Origin of the sequence: Kitasatospora sp. NPDC098652, from assembly GCF_044760155.1 — a bacterium.
Lineage (GTDB): Bacteria > Actinomycetota > Actinomycetes > Streptomycetales > Streptomycetaceae > Kitasatospora.
Genome location: NZ_JBIWAQ010000003.1, coordinates 162,642 through 180,085, shown reverse-complemented (window position 1 = coordinate 180,085; position 17,444 = coordinate 162,642). Strand labels below are relative to the sequence as shown.

Here is a 17,444-nt window from a genome sequence, read left to right as displayed (position 1 = left end):
GTTCCACCGAGGAAGAGGACCGCACCCCCATGACCGCCGCCACCCGTAGTGAACACGACCTGCTCGGAGACCGCGACGTCCCCGCCGACGCCTACTGGGGCGTCCACACGCTGCGCGCCACCGAGAACTTCCCCATCACGGGCACGCCCATCTCCACCTACCCGCACCTGATCGACGCCCTCGCCGCCGTCAAGGAGGCCGCCGCCCTCGCCAACGAGGAACTCGGCCTGCTGGAGCCCGCGAAGGCCGCCGCGATCGTCGCCGCCTGCCAGGAGATCCGCGCCGGAAAGCTGCACGAGCAGTTCGTCGTGGACGTCATCCAGGGCGGCGCCGGCACCTCGACCAACATGAACGCCAACGAGGTCATCGCCAACCGGGCGCTGGAGCTGCTGGGGCACGCCAAGGGCGACTACCGGCACCTGCACCCCAACGAGCACGTCAACCTGGGCCAGTCCACCAACGACGTCTACCCGACGGCCGTCCGGATCGCGACCGTCCTCGCCGTGCGCGGCCTGCTCGACGCGATGGCCGTCCTCCAGGACGCCTTCGCCCGTAAGGCCGTCGAGTTCCGCGACGTCCTCAAGATGGGCCGCACCCAGCTGCAGGACGCCGTGCCGATGACGCTCGGCCAGGAGTTCTCGACCTTCGCGGTCATGCTCGACGAGGACCGCAGCCGGCTGGCGGAGGCCGTCGAGCTGATCCTGGAGATCAACCTCGGCGCCACCGCGATCGGCACCGGCCTCAACGCCCCGGCCGGGTACGCCGAGTCCGCCCGCCGGCACCTCGCCGAGCTCACCGGGCTGCCGCTCGTCACGGCGGCCAACCTGGTCGAGGCCACCCAGGACTGCGGGGCGTTCGTCCAGATGTCCGGGGTGCTCAAGCGCATCGCCGTCAAGCTCTCGAAGAGCTGCAACGACCTGCGCCTGCTGTCCTCGGGGCCGCGTGCGGGCCTCGGTGAGATCAACCTGCCGCCGGTGCAGGCCGGTTCGAGCATCATGCCCGGCAAGGTCAACCCGGTGATCCCCGAGGTCGTCAACCAGGTCGCCTTCGAGGTGATCGGCAACGACGTCGCCGTCACCATGGCCGCCGAGGCCGGACAGCTCCAGCTCAACGCCTTCGAGCCGATCATCCTCCACTCGCTCTCGGAGTCGATCACCCACCTGCGCGCCGCCTGCCTCACCCTCGCCGAGCGCTGCGTGGTCGGCATCACCGCCAACACCGAGGTGCTGCGCGCGAGCGTCGAGAACTCCATCGGCCTGGTGACCGCCCTCAACCCGCACATCGGGTACACGGCCGCCACCGACATCGCCAAGGAGGCCCTCGCCAGCGGCCGGGGCGTGGCCGAACTCGTCCTGGAGAAGGGGCTGCTCCCGGCCGAGCGGCTCGCCGCCCTGCTCCGGCCCGAGGTGCTCGCGGGTACCAGTGCTCCGGTGGTCTGACGGCGAGCACCGGCGCTCCGGTGGCCTGACGGCGAGCACCGCGGACGGGGTCAGGTCCGACCGGCCGGCGCCGGGATCAGCCGCACGGCCTCCGGGGCCCGGGCGTTGTGACGCTCGGTCCAGGTGGTCAGTGCGGACTGGCAGGCGTGGTCGAGGTGCCGGAGCCCGGAGAGGTCCAGCTCCACGACGCGGTCGGCGGGCAGCGCTTCCAGGGTGTCCAGGAGCTTGGGCAGCCGGAGGAAGGTGGCGTTGCCCGTCAGTCGGACCCGGACGGTGCCACCGGGCTGCTCCTCCGTCGCCACGTGCAGGCGGGACGTCTCCCAGGCCGACTTGACGACCGACAGGCCCAGGCCGATCAGCACGCCCTCGAACATGTTGACCGTGACGATGGCCACGGCGGTGGCCGCGAGGACGAGCGCCTCCGCCCGGTGCTCGCGCCACAACGGCCCGAACTGCTCGAACGGCAGGAGCTTGAACCCGGCGTGCACCAGCACCCCGGCGAGCGCCGCGACGGGGATGACGCCGAGTGCCGCCGGGAGCAGTGCGGCGAAGAGCAGCAGCCACCCGCCGTGCAGGACGCGGGACGCCTTGGTCCGGGCGCCGGCCTGGACGTTGGCGGCGCTGCGGACGATGACCGCGGTCATCGGCAGGGCGCCCAGGGCGCCGCAGAGCGCGTTGCCCGCGCCCTGCGCCATCAGTTCCCTGTCGTAGTCGGTGCGCGGTCCGTCGTGCAGCCGGTCGACGGCCGCCGCGCTGAACAGGCTCTCGGCCGAGGCGACCAGCGTGAAGGCCACGACCGTCAGGAGCAGGGCCGGGGTGAGCTGCTCGAACACCCCGCTGCCGGGCGGCTGGACGGCGTCGAGGAGGCCCTTGACCTCGACCTTCTTCAGCGGGCGGTGCAGCAGCCAGGCGGCGCCGGTGGCGAGCAGCACGGCCACCAGCGCGCCCGGGACGACCCGCACCCGGGCGGGCAGCCGCTGCCACACCACGATCACCGCGATGGTGCCGGCGCCGACCGCGAAGGAGTGGCCGGCGGCGGGCGAGGAGACGAGCCGGGCGAGCAGGCCGGGAAGGCCCAGGAGCTTGTCGATCCCGCTCGCGGGCGCCGGTTGGTCGGCCATCGCGTAGAGCTGCCCGGCGATGATGACCAGGCCGATGCCGGCCAGCATGCCCTCCACCACGGCGACGGAGATCGCGCGGAACCAGCGGCCCCAGCGCAGCGCGCCCAGCAGCAGTTGGAGCAGGCCGGTGGCGGCGACCACCAGGCCGAGGGCGGGCAGGCCGAACCGTTGCACGGTCTCGGCGACCAGGACGGTCAGCCCGGCCGCCGGGCCGCTGACCTGGAGGCTGCTGCCGGGCAGCGCGCCGGTGACCAGGCCGCCGACGATGCCGGTGATCAGGCCGAGTTCGGCGGGCACGCCCGAGGCGACGGCGACGCCGACGCACAGCGGGAGGGCGACCAGGAACACGACGAGCGAGGCGGTCAGGTCGTACTTGAGTGTGGGGATGCGCATGGGAGCCCTCATCCGGGGAGTTGGGTTGTCGGCCACTGGGTCACTTCGGGACCGTGCAACGCTCGCTCGGTACGGGGGCAGCGCGGAGCGCGGCGGCGCCGGCAGGCGGAAATCACTGCCGTGGGCCGTCGTGGACTGCCGGGATGTGGCGGGGCGGTGGGTCACCCGTCCGGGGTGTCGCCACCGTCGGTGAGCGTGCGCGCGCGGTCGGCGCCGATCAGCAGCGGAACACCTGGAGGACCGCCGCTCCGGGCTGTCTGCGCGCCCCGTACGGCGGGGCGGGGGTGCGGGCGGGCGAGGGGTTGTCGTCGTCGGCGGCTTCCTCGGCGATGGCCGGGTGCAACTCCCTTTGCTGCCGCGGCACTTCGACGGTCCGGTGGCGCGTCCAGCCGAGGCCGGGCGGGCACTCGGGGACCACCGCCTCCTCGACGAGCTTGGCCTCCGCGACCATCCGGGGGCCGGACTCCGCGCGGGTGAGGGCGGATGCGGACTGGGACAGCACCAGCAGGCCCAGCGCGGCCACGAGGGCCACGGCGGCGGCGCCGATCACCCTCCTGACCAAGGACATCGCCGTTCCTTTCCCCGCCCGTGGGAGCGCCCCTGGGAGTGTCCAGGGGACTTGTCGAACCGTCATCACTTCTGACGGATGCGGGCGCGGGACCAGTTCCGGTATGCCGTGAACGGTCGGTGAAGCATTCCGGCCGGGTGGTGGTGATCCATGAACCGGCGGGGCGGAATGCGGGCGACCGGTGAACCGGCTGTGATGTGAACGTTAACGCGTATGAATCCGCTGGTCCTTGGCAGCCGGTCGGACGCAGGACCGCGTGTCGGCCGGGGCCCTCCGCCCGGCGCCGGGTGCGCTCCGACCCGGCGCCGGACGGAAAGCGGTTCAGCGTCCGGAGATCCTCGACAGGACCGTGCGGCGCGCGGTGTCGGCGTCGTCGGCGAGCAGGGCCAGCTCGGCGAGTTCGCGGCACTGCGCGAGGGTGTGGGTGGCCAGTGCCGCGCGCAGCTCGGGGAGCGAGGCGGGCGCGGCGGACAGGCTGGTGATCCCGAGGCCGACCAGGACCAGGGCGAGCGCCGGGTCGGCGGCGGCCTCGCCGCAGACGCCGATCGGACGGCCGTGCTCGGCCGCCGAGGCGGCGGCGGTGGCGACCAGTTCGAGCAGCGCGGGCTGCCACGGGTCGAGCAGCTCGGCGAGGGTGCCGAGCGTCCGGTCGGCCGCGAAGGCGTACTGGGCCAGGTCGTTGGTGCCCACGCTGAAGAAGTCGCAGGACGCGGCCAGTCGGTCGGTCCGCAGAGCGGCTGCCGGGACCTCGATCATCGCGCCGGCCATCGGCAGGCCGTGTGCGCGGACCCGGGCGGCGAACTCGGCGGCCTCGCGCGGGATCGACACCATCGGGGCCATGACCCATACCTGTGCGGTGCTGTCCTGTGCGGCCTCGGCGATCGCGGCGAGCTGGATCTCCAGCAGGTGCGGATCCCGGGTGGCCGTCCGCAGACCGCGGACCCCCAGCGCGGGGTTCTCCTCGTCGGCGGAGCCGGCGAAGGGCAGCGGTTTGTCCGCGCCCGCGTCCAGTGTGCGGACGACCACCCGGCGGCCGGCGAAGGCCGCGAAGACCTGCCGGTAGACGGCGGCCTGTTCGGCCCGGCCCGGCGCCTCGGCGCGGTCCAGGAAGAGGAACTCGGTACGGAACAGGCCCACCCCCTCGGCGTCGACGGCGGCCGCGCCGGCCAGCTCGCGCGGCGCACCGAGGTTGACCAGCAGCGCGACCGGGTGGCCGTCCGCCGTCCGGCCCGGCCCCCGGAATCCGGCCAGCAGCTCGCGGTGCCGGCGCTCGCGCGCGGCGGCCCTCTCGACCGCTTCCGGACTCGGGTCGGGCTCGACCACGCCGTCCGCGCCGTGCACCAGGACCTGCCGGCCGTCCGCCAGGGCCGTGGCGCCGGCGCAGCCGACCACGGCGGGCACGCCGAGGGCCTTGGCGAGGATGGCCGTGTGGCTGGTCGGCCCGCCGCGGACGGTGACGAGGGCCAGGACCCGTTCGGGGTCGAGCAGCGCGGTGTCGGCGGGTGCCAGGTCGTCGGCGACCAGGACGTACGGGTGCCCGGGGTCGGGCAGGCCGGGCACGGGCAGGCCGAGCAGGTGGGCCACCCCGCGGTCGCGCAGGTCGTCCAGGTCGGGGGCGCGTTCCGCGAAGTAGCCGCCGGCGGCGGTCAGGGCGGCGCGGAAGCCGTCGAAGGCGGTGCTGAGCGCATGGGCGCCGTCGGTGCCCTGCTCGGCGAGCTCGGCGGCCCGGTCGGCGAGGACCGGGTCGGCGGCCATCATGGCCTGGGCCGCGAGCACCTCGGCGCCGGGGCCGCTCGCCCGGGCGGCGCGCTGCTCCAGGTCGGTGACGACGGCTCCGAGGGCGGCACGGACCGCGGCCGCCTCGGCCGCCGGGTCGGCGACCGCCCTCGGCGCGGGCAGCGGGACCGGGGGAGCCATCCGGGCGACCGGGCCCGCCGCGCTGCCGGTGCCGACGCCGATCCCGCGGATCGGGACGGTCATGCCGCTGCGTCGAGGTCGGAGGCGAGCAGCTGGGCGAGCGCCTGGAGCGCGTCCTCGGCCCCGTCGCCCGAGGCGGTGAGCTCCAGGACCTCGCCGGAGCGGGCGGCCAGGGCGAGGACGGACAGCAGGCTGCGGGCGTCGACCGGGGCCTGGCCCGGGCGGCCGACGGTGACCTTGACCGGCTGTCGGGCGGCGGCGGCCTGGACGAACAGCGACGCCGGGCGGGCGTGCAGACCGCTGCTGGAGCCGACGGTGACCTGGGTCGAGTGCATGGGAGTCCTTGAGGGAGAGGGTGGATGCGATCGCCGACCCGAGTGGGAGCCGGGTCGGCGGGAGGGTGGGGCACGGTGGCCCGCGCTCAGGGGAAGCGCGGGCCGCCGTGGTGGATGCCTGGTCCGCGCGGTACGGGGGCGGTCGCGGGACCAGGCAGTCTGTGGTTTCACGCCCGTTAAGGCGTTGTTTCGATTGGTTCTACGCCCGATCACGCAGGGATGTCAACACATTCGGGCATCGGCCCACGGAGTGGACGAGAGACGGAACAGCCCCTTGCTTTTCCGTCCGAAGCGCGTATGGTCGGGCTTCACCAGGCGTAAACGGACATGAAACGGACCCAATCCCACATGTACGCACCCGAGCGGCAGCAACAGATCCTCCACCTCGCCCAGGAACAGGGCCGGGTGGACGTGCCGACGCTGGCCGAGGACTTCGGTGTCACCCAGGAGACCATCCGGCGTGACCTGAGCGCCCTGGACCGGGCCGGCCTGCTGCACCGGGTGCACGGCGGCGCGCTGCCCGTCGGCGCCCTGCACCTGGAACCCGGCCTGGCCGAACGGGACTCCCGGGCCGCGGCCGAGAAGGAGCGCATCGCCAGGGCGGCCCTGGCCCTGCTGCCCGGCGAGGGCAGCGTGATCCTGGACGCCGGGACGACCGTCTCCCGGCTCGCCGGACTGCTGCCCCTGGACTGCGCCCTCACCGTCGTCACCAACGCCCTCCCGGTCGCGGCCCGGCTGGCCGACCACCCCTCGCTCGCCCTGCACCTCGTCGGCGGGCGGCTGCGCCATCGCACCCAGGCGGCCGTCGACGCCTGGGCGCTGCGCGACCTGGCCGACATCCACGCGGACGTCGCGGTGGTCGCCACCAACGGCTTCTCCCCGGAGGGCGGGCTGTCGACGCCGGACCTCGCCGAGGCCGCCGTCAAGCGGGCCATGCTCGCCGGTGCGCAACGCGTCGTCCTGGTGGCTGATTCCTCCAAGTACGGCGCCCGCCACTTCGCCCGATTCGGCTCGCTGGACCAGGTCGACGTCCTGGTCACGGACACCGGGCTGACCGACGAGCAGGCCGCCCAGATCGAGAACCACGGACCGGAAGTCATCCGCGCATGATCGTCACCATCACCCCCAACCCCAGCCTGGACCGCACCTACGAGCTGGGAACGCTCGTTCTCGGCGAGGTCAACCGAGCCGGGCAGGACCGGCTCGACCCCGGCGGCAAGGGCGTCAACGTCTCCCGTGCGCTCACCGCCGCGGGCCACCGCACCACCGCCGTCCTGCCGTTGGGCGGCCTCTCCGGCGAGCTGCTCGCCGACCTGCTGCGCCGCCAGGGCATGGACGTCGCGGCGGTCACCATCGCGGGCGACACCCGGATCAACGTCTCGATCGCCGAGGACGGCGGCAGCCTCACGAAGATCAACGCGGCGGGGCCCGAGCTCAGTGCAGCCGAGTCGGCCGCGCTGCTGGCCCTCGTCCGCGACACCCAGAAGACCGGACGGGGCACCGGGAACGGCGTCGACTGGCTGGCCTGCTGCGGCAGCCTGCCGCGCGGCCTCCTGCCCGGCTGGTACGCGGAGTTGGTCGCGCAGGTGCACTCGGGCGGCGCCCGGATCGCGCTGGACACCTCCGGCCCCGCACTGCTCGCCGCGCTCTCGGCCCGCCCCGACGTGGTCAAGCCCAACCGGGAGGAACTCGCCGAGGCCGTGGGCCGCCCGGTCGCCACCGTCGGCGACGCCGTGCACGCGGCCGGGGAACTGCGCGAGCGCGGCGCCCAGCAGGTCCTCGCCAGCCTCGGTGCGGACGGGATGCTGCTGATCGCCGAGGAGGGCAGCTGGTACGGCAGCGCACCGGTCGCCGCCGTCCGCAGCGACGTGGGAGCGGGCGACGCCTCGCTCGCGGGCTTCCTCGGAGCCGGCGGCACCGGCCCCGAGGCCCTGGCGGCGGCCCTGGCGCACGGCGCCGCCGCCGTACAACTGCCGGGGAGCGTCATGCCGACCCCGGCCGATCTGGACCGGGCCGCCGTGGCCGTGACGGCGGACATCCCGCTCGAACGACCGCTCCGCGGTTGAGATTCGCGGTTGGTTCCGCAATCGAGAACAGCCTCCTGCCGGAGGCACCCCGCCCGACCGTGTGGGACGGAACGGCGACCAATCCCGGGGGCAAGGGAACACTGTCAGGCACCAGTTGAAGGATCGACACGATGAGCGACACCAGCGGACTGATCACACCCGCACTCGTTGATCTCCACCTCGCCCCCGCGGACAAGAGCGAGGCTCTCCGCTCCCTCGCCCAGCGGTTGGTCGCCGAGGGCCGGGTGACCGACCTCGACGGCTTCCTCGCCGACGTGGCCGCCCGCGAGGCCCAGGCCCCGACCGGAATGGGGGACGGGATCGGCATCCCGCACTGCAGATCACCCCACGTGACCCAGCCGAGCCTGGCCTTCGGCCGGAGCACCAGGGGCGTGGACTTCGATGCCCCGGACGGCCGGCCCGCCGACCTGATCTTCATGATCGCGGCACCGGCCGGCGCGGACGACACCCACCTGCAGATCCTCGCCGCGCTGGCCGGTCGGCTGATGGACCCCGCCTTCACCGGGGCCCTCCGCGAGGCCGAGAGCCCGGGCGCCGTCGCGGCGCTGGTCAACGGCGAGGAGGCGCCGACCGTTGCTCCGGAGGCGCCCGCTGCTGCGGAGGCGCCCGCTCCTTCGGACCCGGCCGCTGCTCCGGAGACGGCCGCCGGCGGCGCCGGGCTGCGGCTGGTCGCGGTGACCTCCTGCCCGACCGGCATCGCCCACACCTACATGGCCGCCAAGGCCCTCGAACTGGCCGCCGCCCGGGCGGGTGTGCGGATCCAGGTCGAGACCCAGGGGTCGGCCGGGACGACGGTGCTGGCCCCCGAGGTGATCGCGGCCGCCGACGCCGTGATCTTCGCCCATGACGTCGAGGTCCGGGACCGTGCCCGCTTCGCCGGCAAGCCGACCGTCGACGTGGGCGTGAAGGCCGCCGTCAACCGCGCCGATGACCTGATCGCCCAGGCCGCCGGGCTGGTCGCCCAGGCCGGCGGAGGTGCTCGCCCCGCCACCGCACCGGGCGCCGCGGTGAGCGCACCGGCGGGTGAGCACTGGGCCCAGCGGCTGCGCAAGTACCTGATGACGGGCGTCAGTTACATGATCCCGTTCGTCGCGGCGGGCGGTCTGCTGATCGCCCTCGCCTTCGCCATCGGCGGCTACCAGATCGCCTCCGCGCCCTCCGTGCTGGGCCACTTCGACTGGACCTCCTCGCACAGCTGGGCGGCGATGCTGTTCCAGACCGGCAAGACCTCCTTCGGCTTCCTGGTCCCGATCCTCTCCGGGTACATCGCCTGGGCGATCGCGGACCGGGCGGCACTGGCCGCCGGCATCGCGGGCGGCGCCGTCTCGGCGGCGGTCGGCGCGGGCTTCCTCGGCGGCATCGTGTCGGGCCTGGCCGCGGGCTTCCTGGTGCTGTGGATGATCCGCTGGAACGTGCCGCGCGCGGTCAAGGGGATCATGCCGGTGGTGGTGATCCCGCTGCTGTCGGTGGCGGCGGTCGGCTTGCTGATGTTCGTGCTGGTCGGCTCGCCGATCGCCTCGGCGATGAACGGCCTGACCGACTGGCTGAACGGCCTCTCCGGCTCCAACGCGATCCTGCTCGGCGTGCTGCTCGGCGCGATGATGGCCTTTGACATGGGCGGTCCGCTCAACAAGGTCGCCTACACCTTCGCCGCCGGTGCGCTCACCACCGCGGGCACCACCCCGGACGCCGGCAGCCTCAAGGTGATGGCCGCGGTGATGGCCGCCGGCATGACCCCGCCGCTGGGCATGGCCCTGGCCACCGTCGTCCGGCGGCGGCTGTTCAGCCCCGAGGAGCGGGAGAACGGCAAGGCGGCCTGGGTGCTCGGCGCCTCGTTCATCACCGAGGGCGCGATCCCGTTCGCGGCGGCGGACCCGCTGCGGGTCATCCCGGCGAACATCGTCGGCAGCATGACGGCCGGCGGACTGGTGATGGCCTTCGGCTCCACCCTGCGCGCGCCGCACGGCGGGATCTGGGTGCTCCCGCTGATCGGCAGTCCGTTCCTCTACCTGCTCGCGGTCGTGGCGGGCACGGTGGTCACCACGGCCGTGGTCGTGCTGCTCAAGGGGCTGCGGAAGGACGCCGCCCCGGCGGCCGTGGACTCCACCGTCGCCGAGAAGGGGCTGGCCGGCGTCTGATCCGGCGGCCGGACCCGGACGTTGATCCGGCAGCCGGCCCCAGCGCAGCAGGGCGCCCGCTCGATGGAGCGGGCGCCCTGCTGCGCCCAGGCCGTCAGCCCGCCGGGGCGAAGCCTCCCCCGACGGAGGCGGTGCCTCCCGCCGACTGGGCCTCGACGCGGTAGCTGTCGCCGGCGGTCACGCGCACACCGGTGGCGTGGTTGTACTGCCCGGCGAACTCGTGCTGTCCCGCCGGTACGGTACGGCCGGGCTTGAGGACCCAGCGGTAGACCAGCGCGCCCCCGGACTCCTGGACGGTGACCGTGAAGTCGTCGGGCGACAGCGTCCGCCAGTTGCCGGTGTCCCGGACGCCGCCGGTCTGCACGATGCGCAGTTCGACGGTGAGCGCGGTGAGCGGCTGGCCGGTCCTGAGGATCAGGTCGTTCTCGTTCCAGTAGACGGTGCTGTGCGGGCTGATCGATCCCGCCGACCAGAGCGGGCCGTTCTGGGCCCGGGCGCTCGCCGAGGGGCTCGGGTGCGGGCTGGTCGGGGTGGTGGTGGCCGGGGCGGCGGCGGCCGGTCCCCGGGTCCCGGTGGGAGGGGGAGTCGAGGGCTCCGGCGCCGGCGGGACGGTGGGGGAGGAGGGCGCGGCCGGGGCGACCGTGGGCTCCGACGGCAGCGGGAAGTGGGCGAGCTCCGCCATGGCGAGGCTGCCGGTGGCCAGGATGCCGGCGGTGGCCAGCCCGGCGAGGGCGGCCCTGGGCCAGGACCGCAGACCCGACCGGGTGCGGTGACGGGTGGCGGGACCGGCCATGCCGCGCTGGACGCGGGCCAGCATCCTGGCGCGATCGGGCTGATGGGCCTCGGCCGCCTCGCGCAGCTGCCGGGAGATGTGCTCGTTCACCGGTTCCTCGTTCACCGGTTCCTCCTTCCTGTCGTCAGTTCGCCGACGGCTCGTTCGCCGAGCAGCTGCTTCAACTCGGCCATGGCCTTCGAGGTCTGGCTCTTCACCGTACCGACCGATATGCCCAGCGCCGCCGCGGTGTCCTTCTCCGAGAGGTCGAAGGCGTGCCGCATGACCACGCAGGCCCGCTTGCGGAACGGCAACCGGGCGAGTGCCGCGCGGACGTCCAGGACCGCCGCGACGTCGGGGCCCGAGGTCTTCTTCGGGCTGCGGGACCAGAACAGCAGGACCCGGCGGCGCTCACGGACCGCGCTGCGGATCCGCTCCCGGGCCATGTTGGCGACCACTCCCCGGGCGTAGGCGAGCGGGTGGTCGGCCGCGCGGAGCCGGTCCCAGCGTTGCCACAGGGCGACCAGGGCGTCCGAGGCCAGGTCGTCAGCCGCGTCCGTCTCGCCGGTCAGCAGATGGGCGAGACGGGCGAGTTCGGCGTAGTGGCGTTCGAAGAAGTGGTGGAACTCCGCGGACGCGTCATCGAGGAGCATGTCCCTCGGTCGCCCTCTCCCTGCAATGTGAACGTTAACAAGAGGCGTGAGCTTAGCAGGGCCCCGCCCTGGGGCCGCGTCGCGGTCGTCGCCCCGCAGGGTCGTGACCTGCGGCTGCCGGGCCGTCGGTGCGCTCAATGCCGTGCGAACTGGGCGTGGGCGGACTGCACGACGTCCGGCTGCAACGCGATCCCGTCGACGGTCAGCCGCTCGCCGTAGATGTCGGTGACCCTGATCGATCCGCCGCAGCCGCTGCCGTCGGGGGAGAGGAAGTAGTTGTAGTCGGTGCGGCTCAACCTCCGCCAGCCGCCGCCGGCCTGGACCTCCAGCGCCGCCACCGGGTTCCGGTGACCGAGCACCTGGATCCCGCACCACCACTGGCTCGACCCGGTCTTGTACCGGACGGACATGCTGTCCGGCGCCGCCGGGCTCAGCAGCGTCCAGGTGATCGGGAGGCGGCCCACGGAGAGGTCGGCGAGCTCGGCGAAGGCCTCGTGGCTGAGGTCGAGCTGCCCGGGGGCGCAAGGCAGCGGGCACTCGTTGACGATCCGCACCGTGATGCTCGCCCCGCCGGCGGAGCGGACCTGCACGTACGCCCCGCACGCGCCGGACGTCTCGTAGTCGGTGTGGTTCATCGCCGCGACCATGAGGTCGCCGGACGGCCCGAACGAGCAGGCGCCGTTGCCGTCGGCCGCGTCGTAGGAGGTCGCCACGCCCTGGTAGCTCGTACCGGGCCTGATCCGCCCGGCCAGTGATGCCGGGCCGGCGGCCGCACGGCTGCCGGCGGTCGCCGACGCGGACGCAGTCGCGGAGGAGGACGGCTTCGGGGAGGAGGACGGCTGCGCGGAGGAGGAGGCGGAGGTGGTGGCGGAGGGCGACGGCGTTCCGGCCGACGGCGACGGCGACGGCGTCGGGGCGGTGGGGGACGGCAGCGCCTCCGGGGGCGTGGCACCGTCAGGGCCGCCGGAGGCGGTCGGCACGGCCTGCCCGGTGGCTGCGACGGCCGCCGCGACGGGCTGCCCCGAGCCGCTCCCGCCGCCCCCGGTGAGCGCGAAGGCCAGGCACACCACCAGCCCGACGGCCACCAGTGCCAACGGAACACCCATGACCAGCACTCGCCCGCGCCGTGCCCGGGGGACGGCGTGCTTCGTTGCCCTCATGTCCAGAAATCCATTTCGGTAGATCGAGTCGACCTTGCACCGGTCAGTGGCCGCCGCGGGCGGAAAGGTTGCCGCCCGGTCGCCGGTTCCTCCGCGGCCCTCCCCGGCCCTCCGCAGCCCTCCACGCCCCGGGCCGCCGCGGTCAGGACGGGTCGCCGTACACCACACCGCGGCCGTAGCTGCCGAAGTACACGCGCCCGTACACGTCGGGGTCGCCCGTGATGACGTTGATGACCGCCCCGCCGTACTGGTGCTGGTCGTCGTTGATCCGGACCCAGGTCGAGCCGGCGTCGGTGGAGCGGAACAGCCCGGTGACACCCTTGACCGTCCCGCTGAGGTAGAGGGCCTGGTAGCCGGCGCCCGGTGCCGCCTTGCCGAAGCCGAGGCCGCTCGCCGCGTCCACTCCGGCGACCTTGGTGAAGCTCGCCCCGCCGTTGGTGGAGTGCTGGAGCCCGCCGTCCTTGCTCGCGATCCACAGGTCGCCCGCGACGCCCGGGACGGCCTTGAGCTGGCCCCAGGCCACGCCGGTGGCGCGGGTGGTGAAGTGCCTGCCGCCGTCGGTGCTGGCGTAGAGGGTGCCGCCGCTGAGGGCGTAGAAGGTGTTCGCCGCGGAGCGGTCGGCCACCACGGGCGCGTCCTTGGGCAGGCCGGAGACCGCCGTCCAGGACGTGCCGCGGTTGGTCGAGACGAACGGCACCTGGCCCTCCGGGGTCCACACCACGGTGGCCCCGTCCGCCGAGACGGCGGTGGAGCCGGCGGCCGCGTCGGCCGTCGGCGCCGTCGCGAACGGCGACCAGGTCGCTCCGCCGTCGGTCGAGTAGGCGCCGTGCTGCTCGCCACCGGAGCCGACCCGCACGGAGAACGACGGCTTGGCCTGGGCGAAGTCGATGCCCGTGGCGGTGGTGAACTTCGGCCCGACCAGCTGCCGGGTCGGGGACTTGGTCAGGTCGTCGTGCCGGAATCCGCTCTGGTCGCCGAGCGCGCTGACCAGCGGGAAGCCGGACGCCTTGATCAGTCCGTTGGTCGCGGTCTCCTCCACCCCCTTGGGGATGGTCCAGTGGGTGGCGCCCCCGCGGTCCGCCGCGGTCACGTCGGTGCTGCGCCACATGCCCGATCCGGTGCCGTAGAGGACGTGTCCGGAGTCGAACGGGTCGATGGCCAGCGCGCCCATCCAGTGCCCGACGCTGCCGGACCCCACGTAGGGCGCCGCCGAGGCGTCGCGCACGGCGGTCGAGCCCAGCGCCTTCCAGGTCGCGCCGCCGTCGGTCGACCGGTAGAGCTCCTCGTTGGGGTACCAGCGGTTCAGGGTGGTGACCATCACCGTGTCCGGGTGCTCGGCGTCGACCGCGAGACCGGCGAAGCCGTAGTGGCCGCTGGACGGCGAGATGTTCTTCCACGCCCCGGTGGACGGCGTGTACTTCCACACCGATCCGGCCGTCACCGGCTGCGGGCCCGGACCGTCGCTGTACGTCAGGTAGAGCGAGCCGTCGCCGGACAGCACGCCGTGGTGCGGCAACTGACCCGTCGGCTGGCCCTGCACGGCCTGCCAGGAGTTGCCGCCGTCGGTGGAGCGGTACAGGGAGGTGGACTTGTCGGCCACGCCGACGTAGATCGTCCTGCTGCCCGCCGGGCCGAAGGTCACGAAGGACAGGCCGACCCCGCTGCTCGCGCCGTCCTTGACGGGGAAGGCGCCGACCTGGCTCCACGTCGCACCGTAGTCGGTGCTGCGCCACAGGCCGTTCTTGCGGGTGCCCAGGTAGAGCTTGCTGTGATCGGACGGGTCCACCACGAGGCGCTCGCCCATCGACCGGCCGTCCTCGTTGCCGCCCAGTTTGAACGGCAGCTCGGTGCGCTGGAAGGTCCTGCCCTGGTCGGTGGAGCGCAGGATCGAGCCGTTGCCCGCCCAGCCGTTGGTGTACGTGCCGCTCGCCAGGTACAGCCGGTTCGGGTCGACCGGGTCGGTCGCCAGGCTCTCGATGCCCAGCAGGTTCCAGTCGCTGATCCAGTCGGTGATCGAGGTCCACTGGCCGGCGGCCGCGTCCCAGCGGTAGGCGCCGCCGATGTCGGTGCGGGCGTAGAGGAGGTCCTTGCGGCTGGGGTTGAAGACGAACCCGGTGACGAACCCGCCGCCGACGATCTGGGCGTTCTTCCACACGTACGGTCCGGTGGCCTGCGCGCCGTCGGTCGCGGGCATCCGCACCAGCTTCCACTGCTGGTTGGTCCCGCCCCAGCCGGGATACTGGATGACCGCCGCGCCCTGGGCGGTGGAGGCTCCGGAGACGTCCAGGACCTGGCCGCTCCTGCGGGAGGTGAAGGTGACGGCGTCGGAACCGCTCACATCGTCGATCCGCCACTGCTGGGAGGCGGCGGAACGATCCGTCTGCTGCTCGGCGGTGGCCGTCCGGTCGGTCGAATCCCCCGCTGTGCCCAGCACCTTGCCGCTGTTGCGGTTCACCAGCTCGTAGTAGCCGTCCCCGGTGGGCCTCAGCCGCCACTGCTGGTTGGCCGTCGCCTGGTCCGTCCACTGCTGGACACGGGTGCCGTCGGCGGTGGAGAAGGCGTCGACGTCCAGCACCTTGCCGCTGCGCACGGAGACCAGCCGGTAGTAGGCATCGCCGTCGACCGTCGCGGCCTGGGACTCCTCGTGGGTGAACACGAAGTACGACCCGACGGCGACGGGCACGCCGAGCAGCAGAGCGGTCGCGCTCATCGCGCGCCGGCGGTGGCGCCCACGGGCACGCCCTGCGCTGCCGGCCGCCCGGGCGCTCCGGCCGCGGCCCTCCGCCGTGGCATCCGTCTCGTTCATGGGGGCTACTCCTTGCTTCGGCCCCGCCGCCGCACCACACCCGGTCGTACGGGCGGGCGCGCGGCGGCGGCAGGCGGTGGGATCGGACGAACCGTGGGGTGTTCCGCCCTCGGTGTCGCCTGTCAGTTGCCGCCGTCGCGCGGGAGGTTGCCGCCCGCCGAAAAAAAGCTTCGACCTCGGAGGTGGGCTCGACCTCCGGCGCAGCCACCGGCCGTGGAAACCCCCGCCGACGGCCCGCGCGGTGATCGCGCACAATGGCGGTCGTGGAGGAGAGGGAGTCGGTCATGGGTATCGAGAGCCGCCCGGTGACGCTGCGGGTGATCGCCGACCAGCTGGGGCTGGACGTGTCCACCGTCTCCAGGGTCCTGAACGGATCCGAAGGCGACGGGCGGCGGGCCGCCTCGGGAACGACGGCCCGTCGGGTCCGGGACCTGGCCGAGGAGTTGGGCTACCGGCGCGATCCCGCCGCCGTCAGTCTGCGGACCCGGCGCAGCAACCTGATCGGGGTGGTGTTCGCCCGGCTGTCCGAGATCGTCGTCGCGACCATCTACGAGGGCATCGAGGAGGAGGCCGCCCGGCACGGGTTCGCGGCCTTCGTCACCAACACCCAGGACGATCCGGTCCGCCAGCGCGAGCGGATCGCGATGGTCCTCGGCCGGCGGGTGGACGGCCTCATCATCGGTGACGCGCACCTGGACGGCGCCGCCCTGGCGGACCCGGCGCTCCGGGGCACGCCGCACGTCCTGGTCAACCGCCGTACCGACGGCGGGCTTCCGGCCGTCACCTGTGACGACTACCGGGGAGGGCGCCTGGTCGCCGAGCACTTCCTGCGGCTGGGGCACCGCCGGGTCGGCTGCGTGGCGGGGGAGCCGTTCGCCAGCACCGGCACCGACCGCACCGCCGGCTTCGTCGACCGGTACGCGGAGGCCGGTCTGCCGGTGCCGCCCGAACTGGTGCGGCACTGCGCCTTCGACACCGCGGGCGGCCGCGAGGCGGCGACCGCCCTGCTGACCGCCGACGGCCGTCCCACGGCGCTGTTCGCCGTCAACGACCTGGCCGCCATCGGGGTCCTGGGAGCGGCCCGGGACCTCGGCAGGCACCCGGGGCGGGACCTCGCCGTGGCGGGCTTCAACGACACTCCGGTCGCCGCCGAGCTGCCGGTCGCGCTGACCACGGTCCGCTCGCCGATGGCGGAGCAGGGCCGGGTGGCGGTGCGGGAGCTGCTGCGCCGGATCGGCGGCGCGCCCGCCCGCTCCCGGCGGCTCGCGCCCGAGCTGGTGGAGCGGGCCTCCAGCGGAACGGCTTTCGGGCCGTCACTTCACCGGTCCAGCTGAGGAGTTCCGGCCTCTGGCGCCTTCGGTCGAACCTGCCTATCATCCAACCCAAACGATTGGGCCAAACGTTTGGGTTGTGGGGAAGTCATGTCGCAGGCGATGCCCAAGGGTGGCTCTGTGAGCGTTCACCACGTCCGCCGTTACGTTCCGCCGGCGGTCTGGAAGTGGGCCTTCATCGCCCTGGTCCTGCTCTTCTGGTTGCTGATCTACCACGGCATCCTGTGGCAGGGGCTGGTGGTCGACGCGGTCGTGCTGGGCGGCCTGGTGATCATTGGTCAGCTTCCGCCGAGCGTGGGCCTGCGGAGCGTCGAGGTGCGCCCGGAGGGCGTGCGGCTGCGCTTCGCCCGCACGCCGGACCCGATGCTGCTCGGCTGGGCCGACATCCTGGACGTCAGCTACCGCCCCGGCTACGCGGAGACCCACCGCAGCGGCCGCCGGGAGGTGTCGACGTTCCACCACACCACCGTCGCCCTGCTGGTCCGCGGGAGGGAGGAGCCACTGGTCCTGGTGCACGTCCGTCGGTCCAAGCGGCTGGCGCTGCTGATCGCCTCCCACGCGGCCCGGGCGCGCGCCCGGGCGGCCGGGCTGGAGCGCCGGGACGGCGAGGGGGTCTGACCGGCGCGGCGATGCTGTACTCGACGATTGAACAAGAGGCTGAACGCGGCAGGACGGGCACGGTGCCGCCGCACCGTGCCCGTCCTGCCGCGTCGCTCAACGGATT

Annotated in this window: 14 protein-coding genes; 6 read left to right on the top strand and 8 right to left on the bottom strand. The window is 73.7% G+C overall.

What is annotated here, in order from left to right; all coding sequences use genetic code 11:
• Window positions 1-29: 29 nt before the first annotated feature.
• Window positions 30-1,439 carry an aspartate ammonia-lyase gene (aspA, locus tag ACIQWA_RS08750; RefSeq protein ID WP_402480008.1) on the top strand — a complete coding sequence of 470 codons (1,410 nt, stop codon included), beginning with the start codon at window positions 30-32 and terminating at the stop codon, window positions 1,437-1,439.
• Window positions 1,440-1,489: 50 nt separating this feature from the next.
• On the opposite strand, the gene ACIQWA_RS08745 is transcribed toward aspA, so the two are convergent.
• The 4 genes from ACIQWA_RS08745 to ACIQWA_RS08730 form a co-directional block, all read right to left on the bottom strand.
• Window positions 1,490-2,953 carry a SulP family inorganic anion transporter gene (locus tag ACIQWA_RS08745; RefSeq protein ID WP_402480005.1) on the bottom strand — a complete coding sequence of 488 codons (1,464 nt, stop codon included), beginning with the start codon at window positions 2,951-2,953 and terminating at the stop codon, window positions 1,490-1,492.
• A 217-nt stretch (window positions 2,954-3,170) separates the two neighbouring features.
• Complete coding sequence (locus ACIQWA_RS08740; protein ID WP_402480003.1) at window positions 3,171-3,521, bottom strand: hypothetical protein; 351 nt, start codon at window positions 3,519-3,521, stop codon at window positions 3,171-3,173.
• A gap of 321 nt (window positions 3,522-3,842) precedes the next feature.
• Window positions 3,843-5,501: a phosphoenolpyruvate--protein phosphotransferase gene (gene ptsP, locus ACIQWA_RS08735; RefSeq protein WP_402480001.1), complete on the bottom strand. Its 1,659-nt coding sequence runs from the start codon at window positions 5,499-5,501 to the stop codon at window positions 3,843-3,845.
• Window positions 5,498-5,773: an HPr family phosphocarrier protein gene (locus ACIQWA_RS08730; protein WP_350503014.1), complete on the bottom strand. Its 276-nt coding sequence runs from the start codon at window positions 5,771-5,773 to the stop codon at window positions 5,498-5,500. The genes ptsP and ACIQWA_RS08730 overlap by 4 nt, the downstream gene beginning before the upstream one ends.
• A gap of 348 nt (window positions 5,774-6,121) precedes the next feature.
• Between ACIQWA_RS08730 and ACIQWA_RS08725 the strand changes: the two genes are divergently transcribed.
• The 3 genes from ACIQWA_RS08725 (at window position 6,122) to ACIQWA_RS08715 (ending at window position 9,998) form a co-directional block, all read left to right on the top strand.
• Window positions 6,122-6,883: a DeoR/GlpR family DNA-binding transcription regulator gene (locus ACIQWA_RS08725; protein WP_360229170.1), complete on the top strand. Its 762-nt coding sequence runs from the start codon at window positions 6,122-6,124 to the stop codon at window positions 6,881-6,883.
• Entirely contained in the window at window positions 6,880-7,839 is a 960-nt protein-coding gene (gene pfkB / locus ACIQWA_RS08720; protein WP_402479998.1) for a 1-phosphofructokinase, read from the top strand. The genes ACIQWA_RS08725 and pfkB overlap by 4 nt, the downstream gene beginning before the upstream one ends.
• Before the next feature lie 131 nt (window positions 7,840-7,970).
• On the top strand, window positions 7,971-9,998 hold the full coding sequence (locus ACIQWA_RS08715) for a fructose-specific PTS transporter subunit EIIC (RefSeq protein WP_402479995.1): 2,028 nt from the start codon (window positions 7,971-7,973) through the stop codon (window positions 9,996-9,998).
• Between the two features lie 94 nt (window positions 9,999-10,092).
• Here the strand turns inward: ACIQWA_RS08715 and ACIQWA_RS08710 are convergent, their stop codons facing one another.
• From ACIQWA_RS08710 to ACIQWA_RS08695, 4 genes are all read right to left on the bottom strand, one after another.
• The gene (locus tag ACIQWA_RS08710; protein WP_402480864.1) at window positions 10,093-10,881 is read right to left on the bottom strand and encodes a hypothetical protein; all 789 of its coding nucleotides are present in this window, start codon (window positions 10,879-10,881) and stop codon (window positions 10,093-10,095) included.
• A gap of 11 nt (window positions 10,882-10,892) precedes the next feature.
• Window positions 10,893-11,423, bottom strand: coding sequence for a SigE family RNA polymerase sigma factor (locus tag ACIQWA_RS08705; RefSeq protein WP_360229182.1), 531 nt, complete (start codon window positions 11,421-11,423; stop codon window positions 10,893-10,895).
• A gap of 134 nt (window positions 11,424-11,557) precedes the next feature.
• A complete protein-coding gene (locus ACIQWA_RS08700; protein ID WP_402479992.1) occupies window positions 11,558-12,583 on the bottom strand; it encodes an expansin EXLX1 family cellulose-binding protein in 1,026 nt (341 codons plus the stop codon).
• 142 nt (window positions 12,584-12,725) lie between these two features.
• Window positions 12,726-15,293 carry an RICIN domain-containing protein gene (locus tag ACIQWA_RS08695; protein WP_402480861.1) on the bottom strand — a complete coding sequence of 856 codons (2,568 nt, stop codon included), beginning with the start codon at window positions 15,291-15,293 and terminating at the stop codon, window positions 12,726-12,728.
• 380 nt (window positions 15,294-15,673) lie between these two features.
• Here ACIQWA_RS08695 and ACIQWA_RS08690 point away from each other — a divergent pair, with 380 nt between their 5' ends.
• Window positions 15,674-16,723, top strand: coding sequence for a LacI family DNA-binding transcriptional regulator (locus tag ACIQWA_RS08690; RefSeq protein ID WP_402479989.1), 1,050 nt, complete (start codon window positions 15,674-15,676; stop codon window positions 16,721-16,723).
• Window positions 16,724-16,840: 117 nt separating this feature from the next.
• A complete protein-coding gene (locus ACIQWA_RS08685) occupies window positions 16,841-17,338 on the top strand; it encodes a hypothetical protein (RefSeq protein ID WP_402479986.1) in 498 nt (165 codons plus the stop codon).
• Window positions 17,339-17,444: the final 106 nt, after the last annotated feature.

Coding starts and splice junctions, on each gene's coding strand:
- aspA (WP_402480008.1), top strand. CDS start 30: ATGACCGCCGCCACCCGTAGTGAACACGACCTGCTCGGAGACCGCGAC.
- ACIQWA_RS08745 (WP_402480005.1), bottom strand. CDS start 2,953: ATGCGCATCCCCACACTCAAGTACGACCTGACCGCCTCGCTCGTCGTG.
- ACIQWA_RS08740 (WP_402480003.1), bottom strand. CDS start 3,521: ATGTCCTTGGTCAGGAGGGTGATCGGCGCCGCCGCCGTGGCCCTCGTG.
- ptsP (WP_402480001.1), bottom strand. CDS start 5,501: ATGACCGTCCCGATCCGCGGGATCGGCGTCGGCACCGGCAGCGCGGCG.
- ACIQWA_RS08730 (WP_350503014.1), bottom strand. CDS start 5,773: ATGCACTCGACCCAGGTCACCGTCGGCTCCAGCAGCGGTCTGCACGCC.
- ACIQWA_RS08725 (WP_360229170.1), top strand. CDS start 6,122: ATGTACGCACCCGAGCGGCAGCAACAGATCCTCCACCTCGCCCAGGAA.
- pfkB (WP_402479998.1), top strand. CDS start 6,880: ATGATCGTCACCATCACCCCCAACCCCAGCCTGGACCGCACCTACGAG.
- ACIQWA_RS08715 (WP_402479995.1), top strand. CDS start 7,971: ATGAGCGACACCAGCGGACTGATCACACCCGCACTCGTTGATCTCCAC.
- ACIQWA_RS08705 (WP_360229182.1), bottom strand. CDS start 11,423: ATGCTCCTCGATGACGCGTCCGCGGAGTTCCACCACTTCTTCGAACGC.
- ACIQWA_RS08700 (WP_402479992.1), bottom strand. CDS start 12,583: ATGAGGGCAACGAAGCACGCCGTCCCCCGGGCACGGCGCGGGCGAGTG.
- ACIQWA_RS08695 (WP_402480861.1), bottom strand. CDS start 15,293: ATGAGCGCGACCGCTCTGCTGCTCGGCGTGCCCGTCGCCGTCGGGTCG.
- ACIQWA_RS08690 (WP_402479989.1), top strand. CDS start 15,674: ATGGGTATCGAGAGCCGCCCGGTGACGCTGCGGGTGATCGCCGACCAG.